The 17,150-nt window shown below is 59.6% G+C and carries 17 protein-coding genes; 13 read left to right on the top strand and 4 right to left on the bottom strand.

The genetic code is table 11. The features are described from left to right. Positions 1-158: 158 nt before the first annotated feature. The 4 genes from ABEH28_RS24050 to deoC all read left to right on the top strand — a co-directional run bounded on the left by ABEH28_RS24050 (position 159) and on the right by deoC (position 3,821). Complete coding sequence (locus tag ABEH28_RS24050) at positions 159-1,052, top strand: ABC transporter substrate-binding protein (RefSeq protein ID WP_346631267.1); 894 nt, start codon at positions 159-161, stop codon at positions 1,050-1,052. A gap of 50 nt (positions 1,053-1,102) precedes the next feature. After that, a complete protein-coding gene (locus ABEH28_RS24055) occupies positions 1,103-2,086 on the top strand; it encodes an iron ABC transporter permease (RefSeq protein ID WP_346631279.1) in 984 nt (327 codons plus the stop codon). Further along, positions 2,086-2,853 carry a heme ABC transporter ATP-binding protein gene (locus ABEH28_RS24060; RefSeq protein ID WP_346631268.1) on the top strand — a complete coding sequence of 256 codons (768 nt, stop codon included), beginning with the start codon at positions 2,086-2,088 and terminating at the stop codon, positions 2,851-2,853. Before ABEH28_RS24055 ends, ABEH28_RS24060 begins: the two co-directional genes overlap by 1 nt. A 191-nt stretch (positions 2,854-3,044) precedes the next feature. Further along, positions 3,045-3,821, top strand: coding sequence for a deoxyribose-phosphate aldolase (deoC, locus tag ABEH28_RS24065; protein ID WP_346631269.1), 777 nt, complete (start codon positions 3,045-3,047; stop codon positions 3,819-3,821). A 190-nt stretch (positions 3,822-4,011) separates the two neighbouring features. Here the strand turns inward: deoC and ABEH28_RS24070 are convergent, their stop codons facing one another. From ABEH28_RS24070 to ABEH28_RS24080, 3 genes are all read right to left on the bottom strand, one after another. Further along, positions 4,012-4,290 (bottom strand): TfoX/Sxy family protein, encoded by a 279-nt coding sequence (locus ABEH28_RS24070; RefSeq protein WP_346627723.1) that lies wholly within the window; start codon positions 4,288-4,290, stop codon positions 4,012-4,014. A gap of 242 nt (positions 4,291-4,532) precedes the next feature. Beyond that, positions 4,533-4,877, bottom strand: coding sequence for a pentapeptide repeat-containing protein (locus ABEH28_RS24075; protein ID WP_192174620.1), 345 nt, complete (start codon positions 4,875-4,877; stop codon positions 4,533-4,535). Positions 4,878-4,979: 102 nt separating this feature from the next. Beyond that, the gene (locus ABEH28_RS24080; RefSeq protein ID WP_346631270.1) at positions 4,980-6,515 is read right to left on the bottom strand and encodes an AAA family ATPase; all 1,536 of its coding nucleotides are present in this window, start codon (positions 6,513-6,515) and stop codon (positions 4,980-4,982) included. A 133-nt stretch (positions 6,516-6,648) separates the two neighbouring features. On the opposite strand from ABEH28_RS24080, the gene mrcB reads away from it, so the two are divergent. The 3 genes from mrcB to ABEH28_RS24095 are packed head-to-tail and all read left to right on the top strand — an operon-like array spanning position 6,649 to position 10,079. Beyond that, positions 6,649-8,970 (top strand): penicillin-binding protein 1B, encoded by a 2,322-nt coding sequence (mrcB, locus tag ABEH28_RS24085; RefSeq protein WP_346627725.1) that lies wholly within the window; start codon positions 6,649-6,651, stop codon positions 8,968-8,970. Positions 8,971-9,001: 31 nt separating this feature from the next. Next, positions 9,002-9,757, top strand: coding sequence for a hypothetical protein (locus tag ABEH28_RS24090; protein WP_346627726.1), 756 nt, complete (start codon positions 9,002-9,004; stop codon positions 9,755-9,757). After that, positions 9,750-10,079 carry a YqcC family protein gene (locus tag ABEH28_RS24095; protein ID WP_346631271.1) on the top strand — a complete coding sequence of 110 codons (330 nt, stop codon included), beginning with the start codon at positions 9,750-9,752 and terminating at the stop codon, positions 10,077-10,079. The genes ABEH28_RS24090 and ABEH28_RS24095 overlap by 8 nt, the downstream gene beginning before the upstream one ends. 3 nt (positions 10,080-10,082) lie before the next feature. On the opposite strand, the gene ABEH28_RS24100 is transcribed toward ABEH28_RS24095, so the two are convergent. Then, positions 10,083-10,511, bottom strand: coding sequence for a DUF4124 domain-containing protein (locus ABEH28_RS24100; RefSeq protein ID WP_346631272.1), 429 nt, complete (start codon positions 10,509-10,511; stop codon positions 10,083-10,085). Between the two features lie 411 nt (positions 10,512-10,922). Between ABEH28_RS24100 and ABEH28_RS24105 the strand changes: the two genes are divergently transcribed. From ABEH28_RS24105 to msrQ, 6 genes are all read left to right on the top strand, one after another. Beyond that, positions 10,923-12,647 (top strand): acetolactate synthase 3 large subunit, encoded by a 1,725-nt coding sequence (locus tag ABEH28_RS24105; protein ID WP_192174626.1) that lies wholly within the window; start codon positions 10,923-10,925, stop codon positions 12,645-12,647. A gap of 2 nt (positions 12,648-12,649) precedes the next feature. Continuing rightward, the gene (gene ilvN, locus ABEH28_RS24110; protein WP_093469284.1) at positions 12,650-13,141 is read left to right on the top strand and encodes an acetolactate synthase small subunit; all 492 of its coding nucleotides are present in this window, start codon (positions 12,650-12,652) and stop codon (positions 13,139-13,141) included. Between the two features lie 46 nt (positions 13,142-13,187). Continuing rightward, on the top strand, positions 13,188-14,204 hold the full coding sequence (gene ilvC, locus ABEH28_RS24115; RefSeq protein ID WP_037018564.1) for a ketol-acid reductoisomerase: 1,017 nt from the start codon (positions 13,188-13,190) through the stop codon (positions 14,202-14,204). Between the two features lie 147 nt (positions 14,205-14,351). Then, entirely contained in the window at positions 14,352-15,200 is an 849-nt protein-coding gene (gene pssA, locus ABEH28_RS24120) for a CDP-diacylglycerol--serine O-phosphatidyltransferase (protein WP_192174627.1), read from the top strand. A 71-nt stretch (positions 15,201-15,271) separates the two neighbouring features. Then, positions 15,272-16,285: a protein-methionine-sulfoxide reductase catalytic subunit MsrP gene (gene msrP, locus ABEH28_RS24125; protein WP_192174628.1), complete on the top strand. Its 1,014-nt coding sequence runs from the start codon at positions 15,272-15,274 to the stop codon at positions 16,283-16,285. Further along, complete coding sequence (gene msrQ, locus ABEH28_RS24130; RefSeq protein WP_346631273.1) at positions 16,285-16,905, top strand: protein-methionine-sulfoxide reductase heme-binding subunit MsrQ; 621 nt, start codon at positions 16,285-16,287, stop codon at positions 16,903-16,905. Before msrP ends, msrQ begins: the two co-directional genes overlap by 1 nt. Positions 16,906-17,150: the final 245 nt, after the last annotated feature.

Below are 17,150 nucleotides of genomic sequence, written 5' to 3' on the forward strand. Positions count from 1 at the left end.
TTGGCGCCTGACGCTCAAATGCAAATAATTATCAAATGCCTGGCCGTAGCAGGCTGTGCATTCTGCCAGCAGTCAAACCCGTCAGTCGATGAACGAAATCCAGCCAGTCGCGCCTTGAGTGATCGACTGCGCCTTCCTTTATAGAGGACGCACCTTTTATGCGCTTCACCGCCCAGCTGATCGCGATCGTGACAGGGCTGTTTATTGCCCATCTGGCAACGGCCGCTTCACCCGAGCCGCAACGCTGGGTCAGTGCCGGCGGCGCCTTGACGGAATGGATCGTCGCGCTGGGCGGGGAATCGCATCTGGTGGGCGTGGACAGCACGAGCCAGCACCCGCCATCGGTCAAATCGCTGCCGGGCATTGGCTACCAGCGGCAGTTGTCGGCGGAAGGTATTCTCACGTTGCGTCCGAAGATTCTGATAGGCACCGAAGAAATGGGGCCTCCGCCGGTCATCCAGCAATTGCGCACGGCCGGCGTGCAGGTGGAGGTGCTGTCGGCGAGTGCAGAGTTGCCGGCGCTGCGAGCCAATCTTGAAAGCCTTGGCGCGTTATTGGGCAAGGAAGGCGAGGCGCGGCAGTTGAGCGACCAATACATCCAGCGGCTCGCGGCGGAGCATGAGCGAGTGATGCAACTGAAGCGTTCCGCGCCCGGTGTTCTGTTGCTGGTCAGTCATGCAGGCAGCGCGCCGATGCTGGCTGGCGCAGGCACTGTCGGCGACTGGCTGATCGCCCAGGCGGGTGGCCGCAACCTGGCTACCCACACTGGCTATAAAGTGTTTTCCAATGAGGCACTGAGCGGGCTGAATCCTGAAGTGCTCGTTGTCAGCGATCGGGCTCAAAACGGTGTCCAGCCTCGCGAGGCATTGCTGCGTGAAAACCCACTGCTCGGGGCAACCAGGGCCGTCCGGGATAACCGCGTAATCGAGATTGACCCGACGTTACTGGTGGGCGGTCTTGGGCCTCGATTGCCGGACGCCGTGAAGTCGTTGGCAGACGCCTTCTATCCTCACGCCGCAGCGCTCAACGCCAGGGTCTCGAACGCTCAATGAAGCTTGATCTCGCCCCCAAAACGCTGTTCATCGCACTGGGCCTGGCCTGTTTGCTGGCGATATGGCTGTCCCTTGCGCTCGGGCCTGTCAGTCTGCCAATGATGGACACCTTGCGCGCGTTTCTTCATCTGGTGGGCGTGCCCGTGGCGGAGGACAACCTGCAACAGGCGGAACTGATCGTGGGCCAGATCCGCCTGCCTCGCACGTTGCTCGGGTTGGCAGTAGGTTCAGTGCTCGCCTTGTCCGGCGTGGCGATGCAGGGTCTGTTCCGCAACCCCTTGGCGGATCCCGGTCTGGTCGGGGTTTCCAGTGGCGCGGCATTGGGGGCGGCGGTAGCCATCGTCGCCGGAGCATCCCTGGGAGGTTTGCCTGAGGTGTTCCAGCCGTATCTGCTGTCCATCTGCGCCTTCGCCGGTGGGCTTGGTGTTACCGCAATCGTCTATCGGCTCGGACGCCGCGATGGCCGAACCAGCGTCAGCACCATGCTGCTGGCGGGGGTGGCGATGACTGCGCTGGCCGGTTCGATCATCGGCCTGTTCACGTATCTGGCCGATGACGCCAGCCTCCGGACGCTGACGTTCTGGAATCTGGGCACGCTCAACGGCGCCAGTTATGCCCGGCTCTGGCCTCTTTTGCTGGTTTGCGTGGCAGTGATTCTCTGGCTGCCGCGCCGAGCCAAGGCGCTCAATGCGTTGCTGCTGGGAGAATCGGAGGCGCGTCACCTGGGCATCGAGGTCGAACGCCTCAAGCGTGAGCTGATTTTGTGCATCGCCCTCGGCGTGGGCGCCGCCGTTGCGGCGGCGGGGCTGATCGGTTTCATCGGCCTCATCGTGCCGCACCTGGTGCGACTGCTGACCGGGCCGGACCACCGCGTTGTTCTTCCCGCATCGGCGCTGGCAGGCGCAACGCTGCTGCTCTTCGCGGACATCTTCGCCCGACTGGTGATGGCCCCTGCGGAGCTGCCGATCGGGATTGTCACCGTGTTCATTGGCGCGCCGTTTTTTCTATTCCTGCTGGTCCGAGGGCGTAGCTGATGTTGATCGCCAATGACTTGGGCATCATGCGTGATGGCAAACAGGTGGTCGCCAACATCGACTTGGCATTGGCGCCCGGTCAGATGCTTGGCGTGCTGGGCCCCAATGGTGCAGGGAAAAGTACGCTGATGGCTGCCCTGTGCGGCGAGCTTGCCCCGACCCACGGCCAGGTGTTGCTGGACGACATTCCCCTCAATCAGTGGCGTGGCCCCGAGCGGGCGCGGCGGCTGGCTGTACTGCCGCAGAGTTCGACGTTGAGCTTCGCGTTCAAGGTCGAGGAAGTGGTTGCGATGGGCCGCTTGCCCCATGACAGCGGTCAGCAGCGTGACGGGGAAATTATCCAGTACGCTCTTGCGGCCGCCGATGGGCTTCACCTACTGGGTCGCAGCTATTTGACGCTGTCGGGGGGCGAGCGTCAGCGCGTCCATCTGGCGCGAGTGCTGGCTCAGGTGTGGCCCGGCGAGGAGGGCCAGATCCTTCTGCTGGACGAGCCGACCTCGGCGCTTGACCCGCTGCATCAGCACACCACGCTGTTGGCGGTTCGCGCATTCGCCGACCGTGGCGGCGCGGTGATGGTGATCCTGCATGACTTGAATCTGGCCGCCCGTTATTGCGATCACCTGTTGTTGCTGAATCAGGGGCGGGCACATCTATCCGGCACACCCCAGCAAGTGCTGAAGCCTGAAGCGCTGAAGTCGGTATTCGGCCTGGATGTTCTGGTACAGCCCCATCCCGAGCGTGGGCATCCGCTGGTGATCGCTCGCTGAAATGGGGCTCGGATCGACCGCTATAAGCTGCCCATGTCAACGCAGCAGCCCCATTTTCGATGCCCGTGCGGGCAACGTCCTTCGGACAATTCTTGTAATCACGTAGGCCCGCTCTTTTGCGTCTTTGTGACCGTTCAGGCACAGCTGTTCTCGATTATCGTCGCCCCAGGCAAAGACATTGAGGGTGTGTGATGAACGACCTAAACGAAGCAATTGACGTGTATGAGGTCGAAGCGTCGCTGGCGCAACTGGCTGTTGGACTGATGGAACTGGCGTCGTTAAATGCCGACGACACGCCTGAAAAGATTACTGCGTTGTGTCATCGAGCTCTGACACCTGTGGGGCATGTTGCCGCGGTTTGCGTAATGCCCAGATTCGCAGGACTGGCGCGGCGCACGCTCGACAGGCTTCATGCGCGGGAGATCAAGGTCGTGGCCGCGGTCAATTTCCCCAGCGGTTCGCCTTCTGTCAGCTCCGCCGAGTCGGAAACCCAGGCGGCAATTCTTGCGGGTGCCGACGAAATCGATCTGGTTTATCCCTTCCATGCGCTACTTGGCGGGGACAGGCAGATTGGCGCAGACATCATCAGTGCCTGCAAAGCCAGGTGTGCTCGGGCAGCATTGACCGTCACGCTGGAAACCGGCGTGCTGCGTGATCCGCAGGTCATTCACGGTGCAAGCTGTGTGGCGATTGAGGAGGGCGCCAATTTTCTGAAAACCAGCACGGGCAAACACATCATCAACGCAACGCCCCAGGCCAGCCGAATTTTGATTGCGGCCATCGCCGAGTCAGGCGCCCATGTGGGCATCAACGTTTCCGGAAATGTGCGGACGCTTGATGAAGCGCGGGTGCACATGGATCTGGTCAGGGCACGATTCGGCCCCCGCTGGCTTGAGCAGGGGAGACTGCGGCTCGGGGCGACCAGCCTGCTGGATGATCTGTTGGTCCGTCTGGGTGTGGGCCATTAAATCGCAGGCAAAAAAAGACCCGGCAAAGAGCCGGGTCAAAAACCGTGATTAGCCTGATGAGGAGATAATCTGAGAGTCCGAACCAAGGAGCCTTTCAGGTTATCGGCCAGTCTCGCGACCGGATGTGATAATCATAGTGATTCTCATTTGTAAGTCAACAGTGTTCTGCAGACTATTTTGCTGTGCGAGCTCAGCGTTCCCCGATTGCCCCAGGGCTTACGTTCCTCAATTCGGTGTCCAGGGAATCTTTGTATTCTTGAGGCAGCTCGCTCCAAAGGCGATTTGACAACGCGCCCTCGAGTGAATACAGCAGCGCTTTGGATGCTCGGAAACCCCTGACCTTGACGGCCCGGTAGGCCTGGATCGCGCCAAGACGGCGCAGGTCGGCGACAGTGTGAATGCCCGCAGCGTGAAGCCATTGAACCGAGGTCTTCCCAAGATTCTTCATCCCCAGTAACTCATCGTCCATGATTGCAGCCCTTTCCAGTCATTCCGTGTAATAACTTCTCCGTAGGCTCGACACAAACTGAAAAGGCGAGCCATGCCCTTGAGCGTAGACGACCTCGAGTCAAGCTGCGGGAGAATGTCATCGGAACGCGGGCCACGCCGCCGAACGGTAGGGGTCAGGTGAGGAGGAAAGGCGAGCACGGGCCCGGCACGGCGGCGCATGCGGGGCGAGGCATAGAGCGAGGTTTGGCGGCTGTGATGAGGTTAGCGGGTGCGATAGCGCAGGCGCGTACCGAAATTGACCGACATGAGGATTTCGTCAGCACTGAGCTCTGGCGGGAAGTACGCCCCGGATATCTGCGCGTGGGCGATGCTTGCACCCTCGAGCCTGGTTGTCCGGAAGTCAACGCCACGCAGGTCCGCAGATCTGAAGTAGGCGTCGCTGAAATCGACCTCCTCAGCGTTGAGTTCACGCAGGTCTAGACCACGGAAATCCCCAGCCGAAAGATCGACAGGGCCCTGCTTGGGCCGTTCGAGGTTGAAGGCGGTCACGTCGTCTTTTCGCAGCAATGCGAACAGAGGCGAGTCGAGCTGCTTGGGCTGGTTCATCTGACGTCTCCTTTGTTGGAATTCTGACGCCACTATAATGCCACTAGTGGCGAGCCGTGAAGCGATATCCTTCACGACTCGACCACTGGTTTGGCCGGCGTGTTACAGGCCCGGCAGATGCTGACGGATGTCCGCGACCAGCTTGTCCAGATCGCCGCTGACGTTGGTCTCGACGTGCCGGCTGCGCAGTATCTCGTCGGCGGTCAGCGCTTCGCGACTGGCCAGCTGCGCTTCAATGACTTCCATCGTTGCGTCGGAAGGGTCCTGATTCTGCGCCCGACGTTGCGCTAGCCAACCCTCGATAACTGCCTTTGGCGCAGCGCAATCAATGATCAGGAAAGGAACGCCCATCGCCTCGGCAATCTGCGCGGCTGCCTGACGCTGTGCGAGCTTCAGATAAGTTGCGTCGATGACCACCGGCAAGCCTGCGCGGAGCACGACACCGGCCAGCTCGTTCAGGCGCTGATAGGTGGCAGCGCTGACATCGGCGGAATACAGGTCGTTATGGTCGGCAAATACTCGCTTGCGCTCGACATCCGAACGCAGACGGATCGCCCCCAGCGCTTCCACCAGCCGCATCGCGACCTGACTTTTCCCGACCGCAGAAACGCCATGGGTGATGGCCAGAAAATTGGACGGGATCGCGCTGTAGCTCTCGGCCAGGTTGGCGTAGTTACGATACTGGCGCAGGGTTGCGGCGCGCTGCACCTGGTCAGCATCGGCATTCAGGCTGAACAGCGCCACTTTGGCGCGGACCAGTGCGCGGTAGGCTTTGTAGAAATTCAGCAGCTGCAGGCCCGCGTAGTCGCCGGTCAGCTCCAGGTACTGGCTGACGAATCGACGGGACAGGCTTTTCAGGCCGCGATCCTCAAGGTCCATGGCCAGGAAGCCGATGTCCGCATAGACGTCTGTCATGCGGAAGGGCTCGTTGAATTCGATGCAGTCGAAAATCACGACCTTGCCATCGATCAGCGTTGCGTTGCCCAAGTGGATGTCGCCATGGCACTCGCGGACAAACCCGTCCAGCTTGCGCTGGTTCATCAATGGCTTGAGGCGCTCGAAGCTGGTGTTGGCCCACGCTTCCAGCGCTTCCAGCTGAATGAGGTCAGACTTTTCGCTGAGGAAGGGCAGAATCTGCTCAAAGTTCTGCGTGACCGGCGCCATGACGCTGTCAGCACTGCCGAGTGGGTTTTCCATCGGGACTTTGGGCGATTTGAGATGAAACTCGGCGATCTGCCGTGCCATGTCGTCGATGTGCGCGGTGGTCAGTTCGCCTTTGGCTTGCAACGTGCTGAGCAGGCCGTCCTGCGGGAACTGGCGCATTTTCAGCACGTACTCGATCGCTTCGCCTTCACCATTCAGCTGCGGAGCGTCGATACTGCCGGTGACAGGCAGCACTTCCAGGTACAGATCCTCCGTCAGGCGCTGGTTGAGCATTAGCTCCTGCTCACAGAAATGCTGTCGCGCCGACAGGCTGGTGAAGTCCAGAAAGCCAAAATTGACCGGCTTCTTCATCTTGTAAACGTAAGGGCCGGTAAGCAGCACCCAGGAAATATGCGTCTCTATGACCTGAAACTGTTCGACCGGGTGAGGAAACAGGGCGGGGTTTTGCAGCGCGGCTATCAGTGTCTGGCTCACGGACGATCCTTGAAAGGTGATAAGTCGATAGAGAAGTAGCGAAAGGCGGCCATTATGGCCGCTACAGACATTGCTGCAAACCGCTTAAAGGGTGGTCTGTCGGGGGCTTTGAAAGTGCGTATAATCCGCCGCCATGACCCGATCCCGCACCCCGAAAAAATCCCCCAAACCCACCAACAGCCGCCTGCGCAGCCTGTTGGGCTGGGCCCTGAAACTCAGTCTTGTCGGGCTGGTGATCCTTGGCTGCTTCGCCGTTTACCTGGATTCCATCGTCCAGGAAAAATTCTCCGGCAAGCGCTGGACCATTCCGGCCAAGGTCTATGCGCGACCGCTGGAGCTGTTCGTCGGCCAGAAGCTTTCACGCGACGACTTCCTTCTGGAGCTCGATGCGCTCGGCTATCGCCGCGAAGCCGTGGCCAACGGGCCGGGCGCTGCTGCGGTCAACGGCAACAATGTTGATCTCAACACCCGCGGCTTCCAGTTCTATGAAGGCGCTGATCCGGCACAGCAGATCCATGTGCGCTTCTCCGGCGATTATGTCGCGGAACTGACCGCCGCCAATGGCGCCAAGCTGGCTGTTGCGCGGCTTGAGCCTCTGATGATCGGCGGCTTGTACCCGAAGAATCTCGAAGACCGGATTCTGATCAAGCTCGATCAGGCGCCGCCTTATTTGCTCGACACGCTCGTCACCGTCGAAGACCGCGATTTCTACCATCACTTTGGGGTATCGCCAAAGGGGATCGTGCGCGCTTTCTGGATCAACGCATCCGCTGGCCAGATGCGCCAGGGCGGATCGACGCTGACTCAGCAACTGGTCAAGAACTTCTACCTGACCAACGAGCGCAGCATCACCCGCAAGCTGACCGAAGCGATGATGGCAGTTCTGCTGGAGATTCATTACAGCAAGCAGGAGATTCTCGAGGCCTACCTCAACGAAGTGTTCGTGGGGCAGGACGGCCAGCGCGCGGTCCACGGCTTTGGTCTGGCGAGTCAGTATTTCTTCAGTCAGCCGCTGTCGGAGTTGAAGCTGCATCAGGTCGCCTTGCTGGTCGGTCTGGTCAAGGGGCCTTCGTATTACAACCCGCGCCGCAATCCCGAGCGTGCGCTGGAGCGTCGCAATCTGGTCCTCGATCTGCTGGAACAGCAGGGTGTCGCCACGCCGGAAGTGGTGGCGGCGGCGAAGAAGATGCCGCTGGGCGTGAGCAAAGTCGGATCGCTGGCCGACAGCTCGTTTCCGGACTTCCTCGATCTGGTCAAACGCCAACTCCGTCAGGACTACCGTGACGAAGACTTGACCGAGGAAGGCCTGCGGATCTTCACCAGCTTCGACCCGATTCTGCAGATGAAATCCGAAGCCGCCGTGCGCGAAAGCTTCGCCAAGATTTCGGGCCGAAAAGGCGCGGACGAGATGGAAACGGCCATGGTCGTGACCAATCCGGAAACCGGCGAAGTTCAGGCGCTGATCGGCAGTCGCCAGGCAGGCTTTGCGGGGTTCAATCGGGCGCTGGATGCCGTTCGGCCGATTGGGTCGTTGGTCAAACCGGCCATCTACCTCACTGCACTCGAACGTCCGCAGCAATACACGCTGACCAGTTGGGTACCCGATGAACCCTTCCAGGTGAAAGGCGCCGACGGCCAGATCTGGAAGCCGCAGAACTACGATCACAAAGCCCACGGCAATATTTTCCTGTATCAGGGCCTTGCGCATTCCTACAACCTGTCCAGCGCGAAGCTGGGTCTGGACCTGGGCATTCCGAATGTCTTCAAAACCCTGACCAAGCTGGGCGTGACCCGTGAGTGGCCGGCTTTCCCGTCGATGCTCCTGGGGGCTGGCGCGCTGACGCCAATCGAAGTGGCGACGATGTATCAGACCATCGCCAGCGGCGGCTTCAATACGCCATTGCGCGGGATTCGCAGCGTACTGACTGCAGAGGGGGAGCCGCTCAAGCGCTACCCTTTCCAGATTCAACAACGTTTCGACCCGGGTTCGATCTATCTGCTGCAGAACGCCATGCAGCGGGTGATGCGCGAAGGCACGGGTAAATCGGTGTACAACGTGCTGCCGAGCACCCTGAATCTGGCGGGCAAGTCGGGCACCACCAACGATTCCCGCGACAGCTGGTTTGCCGGTTTCAGTCAGGATTTGCTGGCGATCGTCTGGATGGGCCGCGACGACAACGGCAAGACGCCGTTCACTGGGGCCACCGGCGCCTTGCAGATCTGGACCAGCTTCATGAAGAAGGCCGATCCGCTGCCGCTGGACATGGCGATGCCCGATAACGTCGTGCAGGCCTGGGTCAATGCCAGTACTGGTGAAGGCACCGACGCCAGCTGCCCGAACGCCGTACAGATGCCGTATATTCGCGGCAGTGAGCCGCAACCCGGCCCGACGTGCGGTGGGCCTGCAGCGCCCGCCGATTCGGTGATGGACTGGGTCAAGGGCTGGTTGAACTGAGCCTGGTTGAATTAAGCAAAGAGGATGTGACGTGAACAAGTGGTGGATTCCGGCTGTAACGGCTCTGGCTTTGCTCAACGGTTGCGCGTCCCAGACGCGCAGTGCGATTCCGGTGGTGGACTCAGGGTCACGCGTTTCAAACGGCGAGCGTGTTTCGTCGACACGCAACAACACCTACCGCGCGCCCGTGCAGGCGCCAGCGCAGTCCCAATCGATCCAGGAAGATTCCGGTGTCACGGTCATGGTGCCCGGCGGCGCCAACGCCAGTGGCGCGCCGATATCGACGTTCGTGCCGCCCACCACGGCGCCGATCAGCACCGCTCCGATTAGCACGTCGCCGGTCAATCAGGCTCCGGTGAACAACACGTACACACCGCCGCCAGCGACCAGCAATACCTACAACATGCCGGCGTCGGCGCCGACTGGCATTCCGTCTGCGTCCAGCGGCGGATTATCGGAAGATGAGCAACTCGATGGCCCGGTGCTGGCCTTGCTGACCACCGCTCAGCAACAGCAATCCGGTGGTGACCTCAACGGCGCGGCGTCAAGCCTTGAGCGGGCGCAGCGCGTTGCTCCCCGTGAGCCACAGGTCCTTTACCGTCTGGCGCAAGTGCGTCTGGCTCAGGGCGATGCGCCTCAGGCCGAGCAACTGGCGCGTCGCGGTCTGACCTACGCCAATGGCCGTGCCAGCCTTCAAGCCAGTCTTTGGGGGTTGATTGCCCAGTCGCGTGAAAAACAGGGTGACGCCGCCGGCGCGGCGCTGGCGCGGCAGAAAGCCAATGGATAAACGCTTCCCGAAAATCGCCGACCAGTTGCTATTGATCGAGCGCGAGTTGCGAGTGCTGGGATGGTGGAAGGATGTGCCGCCCAGCGATAAGTCGCTGTCCAGCCGTGAACCCTTCTGCGTCGACACGCTGGATTTTGATCAGTGGTTGCAATGGATCTTCCTGCCGCGCATGAAGATCATCCTTGAGCGTGATCTGCCATTGCCCACGGCATCCGGTATTCTGGAAATGGCCGAGATGGTGTACGCCAGCCGTATCGGGGAAGCGCGCGAGTTGCTTGCCCTGCTGAAAGGCTTTGACCGCCTGATCACAGAGGCGGTCTGACCCTCAGTTGCATTGATCGTCGAGGTACTTCTTGACCTCGGCAATGCGAGCCTGGCGCTCCTCTTCCGTGAACCGCCGGAACTCGCCGTTCACCTCCTGTCGTACCCGAGGGTTGTTCTGCAGTTGGGCAAGGTTGGTGCGCTGCCCGTCACACGCTTCTTTAAGCTTCGCTTCCTGAACGGCGACCTGCTTCTTGACCTTGGCATCGACCGCCTCCTGCTCCCGTACCCCGTCCTGGTTCTGTGGCGGCGGGGCAGGGGGTGCGGTGACGGGGCTCGCTGTATTGATTTCCTGTGCTGCCTGCCCGGCAGGCGGCTGGGCGTCGAAATGCGTGACGCCCTGAGCGTCGACCCATTTGTATATCTGCGCGGCCTGGCTTACCGCCGGGGCGACGGCAAGTGTCAGCGTCGCTGCAAGCATCATCCAGCGCATTCCCGGTTCCTTACTTCTGTGGCATTGGCCGGAAACCTATCACAAGCGCGGCGCCACGACCTCATTCGGTGCCTTTTGGCGGACGGTGAACGAAGAAAGCGCATCGATGACTTGACTTGCGGGGGGCGAATCCGAACAATCCAAAGTTCGCTGTAGAGGGACTGCCAGAAGCAGACCGTCTCGGTAGATCATGAGGCGCACACCCGCGCCGACCCGTAACACCCGCAACGCGTTACCTCGCGCTGGGTGGGAAGACCCCGAAACACTTAAAGGGGCGATCCCAATACTTGCTCAGTCAGTGCTGACGTAGTCGGCGACCACCGTCGCTCATGCTCTGCTTTGCAGTAAACCTATTAAGACCCGTCTCCTCGCTTGTGTGGACGGTATTCTGGCGTTTTAGAGGTGAACAACGTGGAGCTTTTATCTGGCGCTGAAATGGTCGTCCGCTTTTTGCGTGACGAAGGCGTAGAGCATATTTACGGGTACCCTGGCGGTGCCCTCCTGCATATATATGACGCGCTGTTCAAAGAACCGGCTGTGAGCCACATCCTCGTTCGTCACGAACAGGCCGCGACTCACATGGCGGACGGTTACGCCCGCGCCACCGGCAAGGCAGGTGTCGTACTGGTGACGTCGGGTCCCGGAGCAACCAACGCCATCACCGGCATCGCCACCGCGTACATGGACTCGATTCCCATGGTGGTGCTGTCCGGCCAGGTCCCGAGCAACATGGTCGGTACCGACGCGTTCCAGGAAACCGACATGATCGGTATCTCCCGGCCGATCGTGAAGCACAGCTTCATGATCAAGCACCCGTCGGAAATCCCGGAAGTCCTGAAAAAGGCGTTCTACCTCGCCCAATCCGGTCGTCCTGGTCCTGTCGTTGTCGATATCCCGAAAGACATGACCAACCCGGCGGAAAAGTTCGAATACATCTTCCCCAAGAAAGCCAAGCTGCGTTCCTACAGCCCGGCGGTCCGTGGCCACTCCGGCCAGATCCGCAAAGCCGTGGAAATGCTGGTCGCGGCCAAACGCCCGGTCATCTATGCCGGTGGCGGTGTGATCATGGGCAACGGTTCGGCGCCATTGACCGAACTGGCGCAGCAATTGAACGCCCCGGTCACCAACACGCTGATGGGGCTGGGTGCCTACCCGGGCACTGATCGCCAGTTCGTCGGCATGCTGGGGATGCATGGCAGCTACACCGCCAACCTGGCGATGCACCACGCCGACGTGATCCTTGCGGTCGGCGCACGTTTCGACGATCGCGTCATCAACGGCCCGGCCAAGTTCTGCCCGAACGCCAAAATCATTCACGTCGACATCGACCCTGCTTCCATCTCCAAAACCATCAAGGCCGACGTGCCTATCGTTGGTCCGGTGGAAAGCGTCCTGACCGAAATGGTTGCGACCCTCAAAGAGCTTGCCGAAACCCCAAACAAGGATTCGGTCGAGACGTGGTGGAAGCAGATCGAAGAGTGGCGCGCCGGCGGTGACCTGTTCCCGTACAACCGTGGCGACGGAAGCGTCATCAAGCCGCAGACCGTGATCGAGACGCTGTGCGAAGTGACCAAAGGCGATGCCTACGTCACCTCCGACGTGGGTCAGCACCAGATGTTCGCGGCTCAGTACTATCGCTTCAACAAACCCAATCGCTGGATCAACTCCGGCGGTCTCGGCACGATGGGTTTTGGCCTGCCTGCCGCGATGGGCGTTGCGCTGAGTTTCCCGAATGACAATGTCGCCTGCGTCACCGGCGAAGGCAGCATTCAGATGAACATTCAGGAGCTGTCGACCTGCCTGCAGTACAACCTGCCGGTGAAGATCATCCTGCTCAACAACGGCGTGCTCGGCATGGTCCGTCAGTGGCAGGACATGAGCTACAGCGGCCGTCACTCGCACTCCTACATGGAGTCGCTGCCTGACTTCGTGAAGCTGGTCGAGGCCTACGGTCATGTCGGCATGCGCATCACCGATCTGAAGGACCTGAAGCCGAAGATGGAAGAAGCGTTCGCCATGAAAGATCGCCTGGTGTTCCTCGACATCCAGGTCGACGTCAGCGAGCACGTTTATCCGATGCAGATCAGAGACGGGTCCATGCGTGACATGTGGCTGAGCAAGACGGAGCGGACATAACCATGCGCCACATCATTTCGCTATTGCTGGAAAACGAACCGGGCGCGCTGTCTCGTGTGGTCGGCCTGTTTTCGCAGCGCAATTACAACATCGAGAGCCTGACGGTGGCGCCAACCGAGGACCCGACCCTGTCGCGTCTGACGCTGACCACCGTTGGACATGATGAAGTGATCGAGCAAATCACCAAGAACCTCAACAAGCTGGTCGAGGTGGTCAAGCTTGTCGATCTGTCGGAAAGCGCCCACATCGAGCGCGAGCTGATGCTGATCAAGGTGAAAGCCACTGGCGCACAACGTGCCGAGATCAAGCGTACCACCGACATCTTTCGCGGCCAGATCGTCGACGTCTCCAGCAGCGTCTATACCGTGCAGTTGACCGGGACAAGCGACAAGCTTGACAGCTTCATCCAGGCGATTGGCACCACCGCCATTCTGGAAACCGTACGAAGCGGCGTCACGGGCATTGCCCGCGGCGACAAAGTGCTGAGCATCTAACCTAATTTTGCAAATGGCCTTGCGGCCAAGTTATCAGGGGAATTTCATGAAAGTTTATTACGACAAAGACTGCGACCTTTCGATCATCCAAGGCAAAAAAGTTGCCATCATCGGTTACGGTTCTCAGGGTCACGCTCAAGCGTGCAACCTGAAAGACTCCGGCGTTGATGTCACCGTTGGCCTGCGCAAGGGTTCGGCCACTGTCGCCAAAGCTGAAGCTCACGGCCTGAAAGTGACCGACGTGGCTTCCGCTGTCGCCGCTGCAGACTTGGTCATGATCCTGACCCCGGACGAATTCCAGTCTCAGCTGTACAAGAACGAAATCGAGCCGAACATCAAGAAGGGCGCAACACTGGCCTTCTCCCACGGCTTCGCGATTCACTACAACCAGGTTGTTCCACGTGCCGACCTCGACGTGATCATGATCGCGCCAAAAGCACCGGGCCACACCGTGCGCACCGAGTTCGTCAAAGGCGGTGGCATCCCTGACCTGATCGCCGTTTACCAGGACGCTTCGGGCAACGCCAAGAACGTCGCTCTGTCGTACGCGTCGGGTGTTGGCGGCGGTCGTACCGGCATCATCGAAACCACGTTCAAGGACGAGACCGAAACCGACCTGTTCGGCGAGCAAGCCGTTCTGTGCGGCGGTACCGTTGAACTGGTCAAAGCCGGTTTCGAAACCCTGGTGGAAGCCGGCTACGCGCCGGAAATGGCTTACTTCGAGTGCCTGCACGAGCTGAAGCTGATCGTCGACCTCATGTACGAAGGCGGTATCGCCAACATGAACTACTCGATCTCCAACAACGCCGAATACGGCGAGTACGTGACCGGCCCGGAAGTTATCAACGCCGAATCCCGTCAGGCCATGCGCAACGCTCTGAAGCGCATCCAGGACGGCGAATACGCGAAGATGTTCATCGCCGAGGGCGCCAGCGGCTACCCGTCGATGACCGCCAAGCGTCGTAACAACAAGGCGCATGGTCTGGAAATCATTGGTGAGCAACTGCGCTCGATGATGCCTTGGATCGCCAAGAACAAGATCGTCGACCAAGCCAAGAACTAAGATCACAGATCATTTCTTGCAGGAAAAAACGCGGCCTTCGGGTCGCGTTTTTTCGTTATGGGGGCTCATCTGGTATAAAGCTGCATCGTTTGTCGGCCCAGCGGCCACAAGCATTTGTCGAAATTCTTCAGCTGCAAGGTATTGTCCATGAGCGAACGTCCCGAAGAGCCGAACAAGGCTTCTGACGCCGAAAGCCTGCTACCGATCGATGAACACATTGAAGAGGGCCACGACGCCGAAGGGCGCCAGGTCCGTCATCGCGGCATCTACCTGCTGCCCAATCTGTTCACCACCGCGAATCTGTTCGCCGGCTTCTACGCAATCATCAGCGCCATGAGTGCGCAGAGCGCATTGAGTGCAGGTGATCAGGTGAGCGCGAGTAAATATTTTGCGTTTTCCGCCATCGCCATCTTCGTTGCCATGGTCCTGGACGGTCTGGATGGCCGCGTCGCGCGGATGACCAACACCCAGAGCGCATTCGGCGCAGAGTACGACTCGCTTTCCGACATGGTTGCTTTTGGCGTGGCGCCGGCGTTGTTGGCATTTGGCTGGGCGCTGGGCGACATGGGCAAGGTCGGCTGGATGGTCGCCTTCATCTATGTCGCGGGCGCAGCATTGCGTCTGGCGCGCTTCAACACTCAGGTAGGCAAGGCGGACAAGCGTTACTTCATAGGGCTGGCAAGTCCTGCCGCGGCGGGCGTAGTCGCAGGCACCGTCTGGGCCTTCAGCGATTACGGCATTCAGGGGTCGAAATTGTCGTTCCTGGTCGCTCTATTGGTTGCTGCTGCCGGGATGCTGATGGTCAGCAACATCAAATACAACAGTTTCAAAGAGCTGGATCTCAAGGGGCGAGTGCCGTTTGTTGCGATCCTCGCGGTGGTTCTGGTGTTTGCCGTCGTGTTCAGTGATCCTCCGCGTATTCTGCTGCTGATATTCCTCGGCTACGCAGCGTCTGGTCCGATCCAGTACCTGCTGCGTCTGCGTCGCCAGAGGTAGTTAGTCGGCCTGCATTTCCCGCATACTCCGCAGCTATAGATGCTTCAGTTCTCTATAACTGCGGAGTCATCATGCTGATCAAGATCCCTTCCACATCTGATTGCAAAGAATCGGATGTCACGCCCGAATCCATTTATCTCTCTCGCCGCGCGTTGCTCGGCAGCTCACTTGCAGGGCTCGCCGTCAGTGCGATGCCTCGTTGGGCCCAAGCCGAGGAAGCCTCGCGCTACGCCGACGTTGAAGCCGGCGCCGCGCCGGACTGGTTCAAAGGCAAATTGCCTGCGACCAAGTGGCAAGCCGTTACCGTCAAGGACGAGACGATCACGCCGTTCAAGGATGCGACCCACTACAACAACTTCTACGAATTCGGCACCGACAAGGGCGATCCTGCGCAAAACGCCGGCTCCCTGAAAACCGAGCCGTGGAGCGTTGTCATCGACGGGGAGGTGGCCAAGCCTGGCCGCTACGCGCTTGAAGACTTCATGAAGCCTTATCAGCTGGAGGAGCGTATCTATCGTCTGCGCTGTGTAGAGGCGTGGTCGATGGTGATCCCTTGGCTGGGTTTCCCGATCTCCGAGCTGCTCAAGCAGGTTGAACCCACGGCGAATGCCAAATACATCCGCTTCGAAACGCTGCAGGACCCGAAGACCATGCCTGGCCAGCGCTCCGGCTTTGCATTGATCGACTGGCCTTATGTAGAAGGTCTGCGCCTGGATGAGGCGATGAATCCCCTCGCGATTCTGGCGGTGGGCATGTATGGACGGGAGCTGCCCAATCAGAACGGCGCGCCGCTGCGTCTGATCGTGCCTTGGAAATACGGATTTAAAAGCGCGAAGTCCATCGTGCGCATCAGCCTGACGAGCGAGCAGCCGAAAACCACGTGGCAAAGCATTGCGGCAAGCGAGTACGGTTTTTACGCCAATGTGAACCCGACGGTTGACCACCCCCGTTGGACCCAGGCGCACGAGCGACGTTTGCCTAGCGGGCTGTTCAGCCCGAATATTCGCCAGACTGAGATGTTCAACGGGTATGGGGAGCAGGTTGCTTCTCTTTATACAGGCCTGGATCTCCGGAAAAACTATTGATGCGCTTCATCTACTGGCGAGTGTCGGTCTTCATCGCAGCAGCGGTAGTCCCCATGTATTGGCTCTACCAGGCGTGGATTTTTGCTTTGGGGCCGGATCCCGGGAAAGTGCTTGTTGATCGCTTGGGCCTCGGGACATTGACCCTGCTTTTGATCACGCTGGCGATGACCCCATTGCAGCGCACGACGGGCTGGCCCGGATGGATCGCTGTTCGCCGGCAACTGGGGCTGTGGTGTTTCACCTATGTGTCGCTGCACATGCTGGGTTATGGCTTCTTTATCCTTGGATTCGACTGGGCGCAATTGGGCGTTGAACTGGTCAAGCGGCCTTACATCATTGTCGGCGCGCTGGGCTTTCTGGGTCTGTTGTCGCTGGCGGTCACCTCCAATCGCTATAGTCAGCGCCGTTTGGGCGCGCGGTGGAAGAAGCTGCATCGGCTTAGTTACCTGATTTTGGGGCTGGGTTTACTGCACATGCTGTGGATTGTGCGGGCTGATCTGAAAGAGTGGGCTATATATGCAACGATCGGCGCACTGCTTCTTGTGCTTAGGATCCCCGTAATTGCTGGGCGTATCCAGCGTCGTCGGGCCAAGAGCAGCAATGTTGCCACCAAAGTTTAAATAAGTGCTTGACGCTCCTCTGGATCTGTCTATAATTCGCCCCACTTCCGGCGCAGACGAAACGGAAAACTCCTTGATAATCAAAGAGTTGGACGAAGTAAGCAGCGAGGAATGCTTAGGTTCAGATGCTTGAATCGACAGCGGTGAAAAAGGCAGTTGACAGCAGGTTGTAACGCTGTAGAATTCGCCTCCCGCTGACGTGAGACGTTAAGTCGAACGAAGCGCAAGTGGTTGAAGTTGATGAG

It is taken from the genome of Pseudomonas sp. Ps21-P2 (genome assembly GCF_039672565.1).
Classification (GTDB): Bacteria; Pseudomonadota; Gammaproteobacteria; order Pseudomonadales; family Pseudomonadaceae; genus Aquipseudomonas.